This is a genomic window from Paraburkholderia azotifigens (assembly GCF_007995085.1).
Classification (GTDB): Bacteria; Pseudomonadota; Gammaproteobacteria; order Burkholderiales; family Burkholderiaceae; genus Paraburkholderia; species Paraburkholderia azotifigens.
This window is the reverse complement of sequence record NZ_VOQS01000001.1, coordinates 3006629-3019481: the sequence shown is the minus strand read 5'-3', so window position 1 is coordinate 3019481 and position 12853 is coordinate 3006629. Positions and strand designations below refer to the sequence as shown.

Genomic DNA, 12853 nt, shown 5'->3' with positions numbered 1-12853 from the left:
CTTGTGAAGTGACTCAGGCCCGTTCGACTTCGACGAGGCAGTCGTAGAAGGTTGCCGACCCGCCGAGGTCGGTCAGCGCCTGGCTCGTGACCTCGTTTGCGTTGCGACCGTCCGGCGCGAGCTTTTTCCACCAGATCGACAGGCCTACGACGAGCCCTAAGCGCGACTTGTCGGTGACGCGGACACGCGCCTGCATCGAGCCGCGATCGTTGAAGATGCGAACCTGATCGCCGTCTTTGACGCCACGTTCGAGCGCATCGGCGGGATGCATGTCGAGGTGCGGCTCGCCTTCCGTCGCGCGCAGGCTTTCGACGTTGACGAACGTGCTGTTGAGGAAATTGCGCGCGGGCGGGGAAATCATCGCCAGCGGATAGCGCGCGGCGAGTTCCGGCGAGCCGTCCGACGATTCATACGGCGGCAGGTAGTCCGGTACGGGCTCGAGTCCCGCCTGAGCGAGACGCTCGCTAAAGAACTCGCACTTGCCGGACGGTGTGCGATAGCCACCGTTCGCGAACGGTGTATCCGACACGTTCAGCTTCGCCCAGCCGTCGCGCTTGAGCGTCTCCCATGTAACGCCTTCCAGCAGCGGGTCGCCCCAGCGAAACGCCGAAGCCGCGACTACCTCGTCGCTGTCGTACAGCGCCGGTTCGTCGAGACCCATCGAGCGCGCGATGCCTCGGAAGATTTCTGTGTTCGCTCGTGCTTCACCAACGGGAGCGATTGCGGGCAGATTCGCCATCACGTGCGTGTGGCCGTACGACTTGTGGACATCGAGATGCTCGAGCTGGGTCGTCGCGGGCAGCAGCAAGTCGGCGTAGTCGGCTGTGTCTGTCTGGAAGTGTTCGAGCACGATCGTGAACAGATCTTCGCGTGCGAAGCCCGCGGCGACGCGCGCCGAATCGGGCGCCACGGCCACCGGATTCGAGTTGTACACGACGATCGCCTCGATCTTTGGGCCAAATGCAGCGTCGCCCAGATGGCAGAGCGCATCGCCGATTGCGTTCATATTGATGACGCGCGCCTGCTTTGAGGGCCAGCCCGGCATCAGATCGGGACGCGACAGTGCGTGCGAATCGACGGGCGCCCAACCCGACGACGACAGCAGCATGCCGCCCGCGCGCTCGCGCCAGGCGCCCGTCAGCGACGGCAGACAGGCGATCGCGCGTACGGCATTGCCGCCGCCGCGCACCCGCTGCATACCGTAGTTCAGCCGGATCGCCGCCTTTTTCGTGCTGCCATAGAGACGCGCGAGATCGACGATCGTCTGTTCTTCGATGCCGCAAATCTCAGCAACCCGCGTCGGTGGATATTCAAGAGCGCGCGCCTTGAGTTGCTCAAACCCGAGCGTGTAATCGGCAATGTAGGCGCGATCGAGCATGTCTTCGGCGATTAGCACATGCATCATCCCGAGCGCCAGCGCGCCGTCCGTGCCGGGCTTCAGCGCGATGTGCTGATGACACTTTTCGGCTGTCAGCGAGCGATACGGATCGATTGCGATCAGGCGCGCACCGTTGCGCTTGGCTTCCTGCGCACGCGTCCATAAGTGCAAGTTCGACGCGATCGGATTTGCGCCCCAGATCAGGATCACTTCGCTTTCGGAGAAGAACTCCGTGTGCATGCCGAGGCTCGCGCCGTACGTGTACTTGAGACCGGCCGCACCGGCGGCTGCGCAGATCGTCCGGTCCAGTTGCGACGCGCCGAGCTTATGGAAGAACCGCTGCGCGATGCTGTCGCCCTGCACGAAGCCCATCGTGCCCGCGTAGCTGTACGGCAAGATCGCTTCCGGCGAGCGGGCGGCGATTTCCGACAGACGCTCGCCTGCGAAGCGCAGCGCTTCGTCCCAGGTGATCGGTTCGAAGCGCCCTTCGCCTTTGCGTCCGATACGCCGCATTGGCGTCGTAAGGCGGCGCGGATGATGGACGCGGTCGGCGTAACGGCTGACCTTCGTACAGAGCACGCCATGCGTCGGCGGGTGATCCGGATCGCCGACGACCTTGATCGCGCGGCCGTTTTCGACCGTCACGCGCATGGCGCAGGTGTCGGGGCAATCGTGCGGGCAGACGGCGCGGGCGAATTCAGCGGGTGCGTTCATGTGTTTGTATCGACAGGGACTGCGCGGATGAAGGTGTTGATTTTATTACGTTCTGGCGATCAGATTTGACACATGGCCGTGAAAAATGGGGATGGGCGTAGAATCGATTTTGACTTTCTCCGGAATCGACTGTCCGGATCACACTGCTCCCAGCCAGACACTCAATTCATCATGAAACTACTCCCCGAAATCCAAGCTGCTCGCGGCGAAATTCAGACTCTCCGACGAACAATCCACGCCAATCCGGAATTGCGATACGAAGAAACGCAGACTGCGTCTTTGGTCGCGAAAACGCTTGCCGGATGGGGCGTCGAGGTACATGAGGGAATCGGTAAAACCGGTGTAGTCGGCGTGCTAAAACGAGGTACAGGAACCAGATCGATAGGCTTGCGCGCCGACATGGATGCGCTGCCTATCCAGGAATTGAATACCTTCGATCATCGCTCGAAAAACGAAGGAAAAATGCACGCGTGCGGTCACGACGGACATACGGCGATGCTGCTCGGCGCGGCACGGCATCTCGCAAAGCATGGCGACTTTGACGGCACGATCGTGTTCATTTTCCAGCCGGCCGAGGAAGGCGGCGCCGGCGCGCAAGCGATGATCGACGATGGGCTGTTCACGCGCTTTCCCGTCGACGCCGTGTTCGGTATTCACAATTGGCCGGGCATGCCGGCGGGACACTTTGGTGTGACAGAAGGCCCGATCATGGCCTCGAGTAACGAATTCCGGATTGAAATCAAGGGCGTGGGCTCGCATGCGGCCTTGCCGCACAACGGACGTGATCCGGTGTTCACAGCAGTTCAGATCGCCAACGGACTACAAAGCGTGATCACACGCAACAAGAAGCCGCTCGATACGGCCGTGCTTTCGATCACGCAGATTCATGCTGGCGATGCCGTCAATGTCGTACCCGATCACGCGTGGCTCGCGGGTACGGTGCGCACTTTCACGACGGAGACGCTTGATTTGATCGAGTCACGGATGCGCAAAATCGTTCAGAGCACGGCCGAAGCGTACGAATGTTCCGTCGAGATGATCTTCCACCGCAACTATCCGCCGACGATCAATAGCAGCAAGGAGGCACAGTTCGCGGCGAGTGTGATGAAGGAAGTGGTTGGAAACGAGAACGTCGACGATTCCGTCGAGCCGACGATGGGCGCTGAAGACTTTTCGTTCATGCTGCTCGCGAAACCCGGGTGCTACGCGTTCCTTGGAAACGGCGAAGGCGCCCACCGAGAGGCCGGACACGGCGCGGGTCCGTGTATGCTGCACAACGCGAGCTACGACTTCAACGACGAATTGTTGCCGGTTGGCGCTACGTATTGGGTTCGGCTTGCGCAGAGGTTTTTGGGGGCAGAGTAGACCGGCGAATAGCGCCAGCTCGCGGCGGGTCCGTCGAGGCGCGCGCCTGCGCGCTTGAGTGCGCGCTCATCGGCCTGAATTGCCGGACGTTCCGGCGGCCGGCCTCGCCAGACGCCGACCACGAAGTACGGCAACGGCTACGCGAACTGGCGCAGCAGCGACCACGGTTTGGCTCGCCCCGCCTGCACGTCTTGCTACGCCGAGAAGGGCTGGTTCAGAACCACAAGCGCACTGAGCGACTGTACCGCGCAGAAGGTCTATCGCTTCGCCTGAAACGGCGAAAGAAGCGTCCGGGTCATTTGCGCGTGGTCATGCCGACACCCAATGGCGCCGACGAAAGCTGGGCGATGGACTTTGTTGCTGACGCGCTGGTGCATGGTCGACGCATTCGAATGTTGACCATCATCGATACGTGGAACCGGGAGTGTCCGCACATCGAGGTCGACTTCTCGCTGACGGGTGTTCGCGTGGCGCGTGTGCTCGAGCAGTTGCGGCAATGAGGACGGCGCACCAATCTGATTCAGGTGGATAACGGCCCGGAGTTCGTCAGCAAGGCGCTCGACGCTTGGGCACACGAGCACGGCGTAAAACTGCAGTTCATTCGGCCCGGCAAACCGGTGGAGAACGCTCACATCGAGAGCTTCAACGGCCGGCCGCGTGAAGAATGTTTGAATCAGCATGCGTTCGTCAGTCTCGACGATGCACGCGGGCGAATCGAAACGTGGCGCACCGACTACAACTCGGTGCGTCCGCATAGTGGCCTGGGGCAACTGGCGCCGGACCAATTCCGGCAATTGCATCAACCAAAAACCGGCGAGCCCATTAACTTACGAATGGTGTACTCGGCGGGGTAAGGTCAGCTATGCTGTGTTGCCGTTTCGGCTGACACCCCGCTGGGCGGCAAAACAAAACTCGCCCGTACAAACGCCAAGACCCCGCTTTTAAGGGCGGGGTCTTGGACTGGGTAAGGAGCCTGACGATTACCTACTTTCACACGGGCAATCCGCACTATCATCGGCGTGGAGTCGTTTCACGGTCCTGTTCGGGATGGGAAGGGGTGGTACCGACTCGCTATGGTCATCAGGCATGACGGGTTGCTGCGTCGCGGCGGGTTCGGGTGAACCTGGCGCCACAGCCAATCTGGAAGAAGTGTAAAGCGGGGTGTGTTGTTTGTGGCACAACATCGATCACTCAAACATCCTGCATTCCGTGCCCCCTTCGGGGGTGGGATGCCCGTCAGTGCTGAAGCACTAACGATCATCGACACGAAACACACCTGTTATAGGATCAAGCCTTACGGGCAATTAGTATCAGTTAGCTTAACGCATTACTGCGCTTCCACACCTGACCTATCAACGTCCTGGTCTTGAACGACCCTTCAAGGGGCTCGAAGCCCCGGGGATATCTCATCTTAAGGCGAGTTTCCCGCTTAGATGCTTTCAGCGGTTATCTCTTCCGAACATAGCTACCCGGCGATGCCACTGGCGTGACAACCGGTACACCAGAGGTTCGTCCACTCCGGTCCTCTCGTACTAGGAGCAGCCCCCTTCAAATATCCAGCGCCCACGGCAGATAGGGACCAAACTGTCTCACGACGTTTTAAACCCAGCTCACGTACCTCTTTAAATGGCGAACAGCCATACCCTTGGGACCGGCTACAGCCCCAGGATGAGATGAGCCGACATCGAGGTGCCAAACACCGCCGTCGATATGAACTCTTGGGCGGTATCAGCCTGTTATCCCCAGAGTACCTTTTATCCGTTGAGCGATGGCCCTTCCATACAGAACCACCGGATCACTATGACCTGCTTTCGCACCTGCTCGACTTGTCGGTCTCGCAGTTAAGCACGCTTATGCCATTGCACTATCAGCACGATTTCCGACCGTACCTAGCGTACCTTCGTACTCCTCCGTTACACTTTGGGAGGAGACCGCCCCAGTCAAACTGCCCACCATGCACTGTCCCCGACCCGGATCACGGGCCAAGGTTAGAACCTCAAACAAACCAGGGTGGTATTTCAAGGACGGCTCCACGCAAACTGGCGTTCACGCTTCATAGCCTCCCACCTATCCTACACAGATCGGTTCAAAGTCCAATGCAAAGCTACAGTAAAGGTTCATGGGGTCTTTCCGTCTAGCCGCGGGGAGATTGCATCATCACAAACACTTCAACTTCGCTGAGTCTCGGGAGGAGACAGTGTGGCCATCGTTACGCCATTCGTGCAGGTCGGAACTTACCCGACAAGGAATTTCGCTACCTTAGGACCGTTATAGTTACGGCCGCCGTTTACCGGGACTTCAATCAAGAGCTTGCACCCCATCATTTAATCTTCCGGCACCGGGCAGGCGTCACACCCTATACGTCCACTTTCGTGTTTGCAGAGTGCTGTGTTTTTATTAAACAGTCGCAGCCACCAGTTTATTGCAACCCCTTCACCCTTCGCCCGCAGGGGCGTCAAGCTACAGGGGCGTACCTTATCCCGAAGTTACGGTACCAATTTGCCGAGTTCCTTCTCCCGAGTTCTCTCAAGCGCCTTAGAATACTCATCTCGCCCACCTGTGTCGGTTTGCGGTACGGTCAATGTGAAACTGAAGCTTAGAGGCTTTTCCTGGAACCCCTTCCGATTGCTTCGCTCCCGAAGGAGCTCGCGCCACGCCCTTGAATCCCGTGCCCGGATTTGCCAGAGCACCTTCTCCAACGCAGCGACCGGGACTTCCAACACCCGGACAACCTTCCGCGATCCGTCCCCCCATCGCATTTCACACTGGTGCAGGAATATTGACCTGCTTCCCATCAGCTACGCATTTCTGCCTCGCCTTAGGGGCCGACTCACCCTACGCCGATGAACGTTGCGTAGGAAACCTTGGGCTTACGGCGAGGGGCCTTTCACCCCCTTTATCGCTACTCATGTCAGCATTCGCACTTCCGATACCTCCAGCACGCTTTTCAACGCACCTTCGCAGGCTTACGGAACGCTCTCCTACCATGCGTGCAAAGCACGCATCCGCAGCTTCGGTATATGGCTTAGCCCCGTTACATCTTCCGCGCAGGACGACTCGATCAGTGAGCTATTACGCTTTCTTTAAAGGGTGGCTGCTTCTAAGCCAACCTCCTGACTGTTTTAGCCTTCCCACTTCGTTTCCCACTTAGCCATATTTGGGGACCTTAGCTGGCGGTCTGGGTTGTTTCCCTCTTGACACCGGACGTTAGCACCCGATGTCTGTCTCCCGTGATTGCACTCTTCGGTATTCGGAGTTTGCTATGGCGAGGTAATCCGCAATGGACCCCTCAACCATGACAGTGCTCTACCCCCGAAGGTGATACACGAGGCACTACCTAAATAGTTTTCGGAGAGAACCAGCTATTTCCAGGTTTGTTTAGCCTTTCACCCCTATCCACAGCTCATCCCCTAACTTTTCAACGTTAGTGGGTTCGGACCTCCAGTACGTGTTACCGCACCTTCATCCTGGCCATGGATAGATCACCTGGTTTCGGGTCTACACCCAGCGACTGAATCGCCCTGTTCGGACTCGCTTTCGCTACGCCTGCCCTAATCGGTTAAGCTCGCCACTGAATGTAAGTCGCTGACCCATTATACAAAAGGTACGCCGTCACCCCTTGCGAGGCTCCGACTGTTTGTATGCATGCGGTTTCAGGATCTGTTTCACTCCCCTCCCGGGGTTCTTTTCGCCTTTCCCTCACGGTACTGGTTCACTATCGGTCGATCACGAGTATTTAGCCTTGGAGGATGGTCCCCCCATCTTCAGACAGGATTTCACGTGTCCCGCCCTACTTGTCGTACACCTAGTTCTTTCATGATGTTTTCGCCTACGGGGCTATCACCCACTATGGCCGCACTTTCCAGAGCGTTTGGCTAACACCACAAATAAAGAGTACAGGCTGGTCCCATTTCGCTCGCCACTACTTTGGGAATCTCGGTTGATTTCTTTTCCTGCGGTTACTTAGATGTTTCAGTTCACCGCGTTCGCTCCACGCAGCCTATGTATTCAGCTGCGGGTGACCCATACGGGCCGGGTTTCCCCATTCGGATATCGGTGGATCAAAGCTCGTTTGCCAGCTCCCCACCGCTTTTCGCAGGCTACCGCGTCCTTCATCGCCTGTGATCGCCAAGGCATCCACCACATGCACTTGTTCGCTTGACCCTATAACGGGTGTGTCTCTTGCGTGTTACCACGCCGGGAACCACTCGCTACAGGCTGAGTATTCGCGTTGTGCCGTATTCCAAGGCTGTCTTTCGACAACCCTTAAAATACATCGATACAATCACAACCCTGATTCACCTACTCATGTACCCATCTCTAAGTACACTTTCGTGAATCTCTTTACTACTTCTTCCTGATTGTTAAAGAACGACAGCCGATATCTAACTGCAATACCGCATCTGACTGGCTCAATTGCCAATGCGAAGTCTTCTGCTTCATGCAGACCACTGTGCATTGGGAATTGGTGGAGGATGACGGGATCGAACCGACGACCCCCTGCTTGCAAAGCAGGTGCTCTCCCAGCTGAGCTAATCCCCCAGTCATACAGCGCACAGAGGACGTCCAGCCAGTGATCGAGCCAACCACACCAGACAAGGCAATGGTGGGTCTGGATGGATTCGAACCATCGACCCCCGCCTTATCAAGACGGTGCTCTAACCGACTGAGCTACAGACCCCTGAGCCTGTCTTCAAACAACAGCCGACAAGTGTGAGCACTCAACTTTGAAACGCTAGCTCTGGAAAGGAGGTGATCCAGCCGCACCTTCCGATACGGCTACCTTGTTACGACTTCACCCCAGTCATGAATCCTACCGTGGTGACCGTCCTCCTTGCGGTTAGACTAGCCACTTCTGGTAAAACCCACTCCCATGGTGTGACGGGCGGTGTGTACAAGACCCGGGAACGTATTCACCGCGGCATGCTGATCCGCGATTACTAGCGATTCCAGCTTCACGCAGTCGAGTTGCAGACTGCGATCCGGACTACGATCGGTTTTCTGGGATTGGCTCCACCTCGCGGCTTGGCAACCCTCTGTTCCGACCATTGTATGACGTGTGAAGCCCTACCCATAAGGGCCATGAGGACTTGACGTCATCCCCACCTTCCTCCGGTTTGTCACCGGCAGTCTCCCTAGAGTGCTCTTGCGTAGCAACTAGGGACAAGGGTTGCGCTCGTTGCGGGACTTAACCCAACATCTCACGACACGAGCTGACGACAGCCATGCAGCACCTGTGTTACGGCTCCCTTTCGGGCACTCCCACCTCTCAGCAGGATTCCGTACATGTCAAGGGTAGGTAAGGTTTTTCGCGTTGCATCGAATTAATCCACATCATCCACCGCTTGTGCGGGTCCCCGTCAATTCCTTTGAGTTTTAATCTTGCGACCGTACTCCCCAGGCGGTCAACTTCACGCGTTAGCTACGTTACCAAGTCAATGAAGACCCGACAACTAGTTGACATCGTTTAGGGCGTGGACTACCAGGGTATCTAATCCTGTTTGCTCCCCACGCTTTCGTGCATGAGCGTCAGTATTGGCCCAGGGGGCTGCCTTCGCCATCGGTATTCCTCCACATCTCTACGCATTTCACTGCTACACGTGGAATTCTACCCCCCTCTGCCATACTCTAGCCCGCCAGTCACCAATGCAGTTCCCAGGTTAAGCCCGGGGATTTCACATCGGTCTTAGCGAACCGCCTGCGCACGCTTTACGCCCAGTAATTCCGATTAACGCTCGCACCCTACGTATTACCGCGGCTGCTGGCACGTAGTTAGCCGGTGCTTATTCTTCCGGTACCGTCATCCCACCACCATATTAGGGCGATGGTTTTCTTTCCGGACAAAAGTGCTTTACAACCCGAAGGCCTTCTTCACACACGCGGCATTGCTGGATCAGGGTTGCCCCCATTGTCCAAAATTCCCCACTGCTGCCTCCCGTAGGAGTCTGGGCCGTGTCTCAGTCCCAGTGTGGCTGGTCGTCCTCTCAGACCAGCTACAGATCGTCGCCTTGGTAGGCCTTTACCCCACCAACTAGCTAATCTGCCATCGGCCGCCCCTTGAGCGCGAGGTCCGAAGATCCCCCGCTTTCCTCCATAGAGCGTATGCGGTATTAATCCGGCTTTCGCCGGGCTATCCCCCACTCCAGGACACGTTCCGATGTATTACTCACCCGTTCGCCACTCGCCACCAGGGTTGCCCCCGTGCTGCCGTCCGACTTGCATGTGTAAGGCATGCCGCCAGCGTTCAATCTGAGCCAGGATCAAACTCTTCAGTTCAAACCTGTTACTGTTGTTCGGGCTCTTTCGAACCCGGTCGCTCACTCAAAATCACTGACAGATGATTCGATCGGGCCTCGCGGCTCCATCAAACCTTCCTCAATTTCTTTCTGTGTGAGACTCGATTACTTTCGCTATCTCGGCAATCCGAAGATCGCCGCGCGCCGCCATCGAGCACCCACACTTATCGGCTGTTAGTTTTTAAAGAACATTCGCAGGAAGCGCCTTGCTTTCACCGCGTTGCTGCATCAGCAGCAGAGAAACGAGATTATGAAGAACCTTTTTCGTTTCGTCAACCGGTTTTTTTTAACTTCTCAACCTGCCGACTCCACCGGAAAGCCCGTCAATGCTGGCTCTCCCGCCCTTCTTCGCTTCTCCCGCGCCGCGTTGTCCGCAGCGCGAAAGACCGGAATTCTAGACACTTGCATAAGCGCTTGCAAGCGATTTTTGAACAATTCAATTAACGATGTTTGAATGCCGGTTTGCGCTTCTCGACAAACGCCGCCATCCCCTCTTTCTGATCTTCCGTCGCAAACAGGGAGTGGAACAGCCGGCGCTCAAAATGTACCCCCTCGGCCAGCGTCGTCTCGTAGGCACGATTGACCGACTCCTTCACCATCATCACCGCCGGCATCGGAAACTCGGCGATGGTCGCAGCCGCAGCCATTGCCTCATCGATCAAATTTGCGGCCGGAATCACGCGCGACACCAATCCCGATCGCTCCGCCTCGGCGGCATCCATGAATCGCGCAGTCAAACACAGGTCCATTGCCTTGGCCTTCGACACCGCGCGCGGCAACCGCTGCGTGCCACCCGCTCCCGGCATGATCCCCAGCTTGATTTCCGGCTGGCCGAACTTCGCAGTGTCGGCAGCAAGAATGATGTCGCACATCATCGCGAGCTCGCAGCCGCCGCCTAACGCGAATCCTGCTACCGCGGCAATGATCGGTTTGCGAACAGATCGAATGGCTTCCCAGTTCCTGGTGATGTAGTCACCCTTGTAGACATCCATATAGGAATAGGTGGCCATCATTCCGATATCCGCGCCTGCTGCGAATGCCTTTTCGCTTCCGGTTATGACAACGGCGCCGATGTTCTCATCCGAGTCGAACGCGCGCAGCGCCTCTCCCAGCTCGTCCATCAGAGCGTCGTTAAGCGCATTCAGCGCCTTCGGACGATTCAACGTAATCAGACCTACGCGGCCACGTGTCTCGACCAGAATGTTCTCGAACGTCATGCACTCCTCCTAAGTGTTTACCTGCAGGCGCAAGGGACTCGCGCCGCATCCCATTAATGCTAACATTCACCAACCAACCGGTCGGTCAATAAATCGACAAGGTTCCTTCTAACGTTCAGTCAGAAACTTGCCCGCCATGACCCACACACTCTTTACGAAGCACGAAGACACGCTGCAGAAAGCACTTGCCGCCATCGAAACCCGCGGCTACTGGAGCCCGTTCTCCGAAATGCCGAGTCCCAAAGTGTACGGGGAAACCGCCAACGCGGACGGCGAATCGGCATTCAAGGCGCACCTGAACAAAACTTTCGAACTCGACCAACCGAGCACGGGCGAAACGGTCGGCGCCGAGCAATCGCCGTTCGGCTTCCCTCTGGGCATTCGCTACCCGAAATCGGATCCCGACGCGCTCATTGCCGCCGCTGCCAGCGCTCAGCGGCAATGGCGCGAAGCCGGCCCGAAAACCTGGGTCGGCGTATGCCTCGAAATCCTCGCGCGCATTAATCGCCTGAGTTTCGAGATCGGCTACAGCGTGATGCACACCACCGGCCAGGCATTCATGATGGCCTTCCAGGCGGGCGGCCCTCACGCCCAGGATCGCGCGCTCGAAGCCGTCGCCTACGCCTGGGATCAACTGCGCCGGATTCCCGCCGATGCTCATTGGGAAAAACCGCAAGGCAAGAATCCGCCGCTTGCGATGCAGAAGCGCTTCAACATCGTGCCGCGCGGCACCGGCCTCGTGCTGGGGTGCTGCACGTTCCCGACGTGGAACGGCTACCCCGGCCTCTTCGCGGACCTGGCGACGGGCAACACCGTGATCGTCAAGCCGCACCCGGGCGCGATCCTGCCGCTTGCGATTACGGTCCGTGTTGCCCGCGACGTCCTGCGTGAAGCCGGCTTCGATCCGAACGTCGTGACCTTGCTCGCCACCAACCCGAACGACGGAGAACTCGTCCAAGCTCTTGCGCAGCGCCCCGAAATCAAGCTGATCGACTTCACGGGCAGCACTCAAAACGGCACCTGGCTTGAGCGCAACGCGCATCAGGCGCAAGTGTTCACCGAGAAGGCTGGCGTCAACCAGATCGTGATCGACTCCGTCGACGATCTCAAATCCGCCGCGCGCAACATCGCCTTCTCGCTCGCCCTGTACTCGGGCCAGATGTGCACGGCTCCGCAAAACATCTACGTGCCGCGCGACGGCATCCGCACGGCCGAAGGCACGATACCGTTCGAAGCCGTCGCCGAAGCGATTGCAGGCGCCGTCCAGAAGCTCGGCTCGGACGCGGCACGCGCCGTCGAACTTCTGGGCGCGATCCAGAACGACGGCGTCGTGCAGCGCATCGACGAAGCACGCAAGCTCGGACGCGTTCTCGCGGACAGCCAGTCGCTCGAACATCCGGCATTCGCAGAGGCTCGCGTGCGTACGCCGCTGGTTCTTCAACTCGATGCCGCGACGGACGAAGCGAAATTCACGAAGGAATGGTTCGGCCCGATCTCGTTCGTAATCGCGACGGACTCGACCGCGCAGTCGCTCGAGCTTGCCGGCCGCATCGCCGCCGAACACGGCGCGCTCACGCTCTCCGTTTACAGCACCGACGACAAGGTGATCGAAGCAGCGACGGAAGCCTCGATTCAAGGCGGCGTCGCATTGTCTATCAACCTGACGGGCGGCGTATTCGTCAATCAGTCGGCTGCATTCTCAGACTTCCACGGAACGGGCGCCAACCCCGCTGCGAATGCCGCGCTCTCCGACGCCGCCTTCGTCGCGAACCGCTTCCGCGTCGTTCAAAGCCGGGTTCATGTTGAACCGAAGGCCGTCACCGCATAAGCCAGCTGAACGACATAGGACGTTCGACCGACGTTTTGGCCTATAACTTCAGGCC

The 12853-nt window shown here is 58.1% G+C and carries 6 protein-coding genes, 2 tRNA genes, 3 rRNA genes and 1 pseudogene; 5 read left to right on the top strand and 7 right to left on the bottom strand.

What is annotated here, in order from left to right; all coding sequences use genetic code 11:
- Nucleotides 1–13 precede the first annotated feature (13 nt).
- Nucleotides 14–2092, bottom strand: coding sequence for a molybdopterin-containing oxidoreductase family protein (locus FRZ40_RS13535; protein ID WP_147234377.1), 2079 nt, complete (start codon nt 2090–2092; stop codon nt 14–16).
- A 171-nt stretch (nt 2093–2263) separates the two neighbouring features.
- On the opposite strand from FRZ40_RS13535, the gene FRZ40_RS13530 reads away from it, so the two are divergent.
- The 4 genes and pseudogenes from FRZ40_RS13530 to FRZ40_RS13520 all read left to right on the top strand — a co-directional run bounded on the left by FRZ40_RS13530 (nt 2264) and on the right by FRZ40_RS13520 (nt 4311).
- On the top strand, nt 2264–3457 hold the full coding sequence (locus FRZ40_RS13530) for a M20 aminoacylase family protein (RefSeq protein WP_147234824.1): 1194 nt from the start codon (nt 2264–2266) through the stop codon (nt 3455–3457).
- Nucleotides 3355–3729, top strand: a pseudogene (locus FRZ40_RS46120) (IS3 family transposase); the annotation flags it as partial. The gene FRZ40_RS13530 and the pseudogene FRZ40_RS46120, both read left to right, overlap by 103 nt.
- A gap of 39 nt (nt 3730–3768) precedes the next feature.
- Nucleotides 3769–3957, top strand: a complete 189-nt coding sequence (locus tag FRZ40_RS44980) for a hypothetical protein (RefSeq protein WP_240057147.1) — start codon at nt 3769–3771, stop codon at nt 3955–3957.
- A 24-nt stretch (nt 3958–3981) separates the two neighbouring features.
- Entirely contained in the window at nt 3982–4311 is a 330-nt protein-coding gene (locus FRZ40_RS13520) for an integrase core domain-containing protein (RefSeq protein ID WP_158646999.1), read from the top strand.
- Nucleotides 4312–4428: 117 nt separating this feature from the next.
- On the opposite strand, the gene rrf is transcribed toward FRZ40_RS13520, so the two are convergent.
- From rrf to FRZ40_RS13490, 6 genes are all read right to left on the bottom strand, one after another.
- Nucleotides 4429–4542, bottom strand: a 5S ribosomal RNA gene (gene rrf / locus FRZ40_RS13515).
- A gap of 198 nt (nt 4543–4740) precedes the next feature.
- Nucleotides 4741–7621: ribosomal RNA gene (locus FRZ40_RS13510) — 23S ribosomal RNA — on the bottom strand.
- Between the two features lie 302 nt (nt 7622–7923).
- Nucleotides 7924–7999 (bottom strand) — tRNA-Ala (locus FRZ40_RS13505).
- 62 nt (nt 8000–8061) lie between these two features.
- A tRNA-Ile gene (locus tag FRZ40_RS13500) sits at nt 8062–8138 on the bottom strand.
- Between the two features lie 64 nt (nt 8139–8202).
- A 16S ribosomal RNA gene (locus FRZ40_RS13495) occupies nt 8203–9733 on the bottom strand.
- The 16S, 23S and 5S rRNA genes sit together here with 2 tRNA genes alongside, the layout of an rRNA operon.
- Before the next feature lie 460 nt (nt 9734–10193).
- Complete coding sequence (locus tag FRZ40_RS13490; RefSeq protein WP_147234374.1) at nt 10194–10970, bottom strand: enoyl-CoA hydratase; 777 nt, start codon at nt 10968–10970, stop codon at nt 10194–10196.
- Between the two features lie 136 nt (nt 10971–11106).
- On the opposite strand from FRZ40_RS13490, the gene paaN reads away from it, so the two are divergent.
- Nucleotides 11107–12798, top strand: a complete 1692-nt coding sequence (gene paaN, locus FRZ40_RS13485) for a phenylacetic acid degradation protein PaaN (RefSeq protein ID WP_147234373.1) — start codon at nt 11107–11109, stop codon at nt 12796–12798.
- Nucleotides 12799–12853 lie beyond the last annotated feature (55 nt).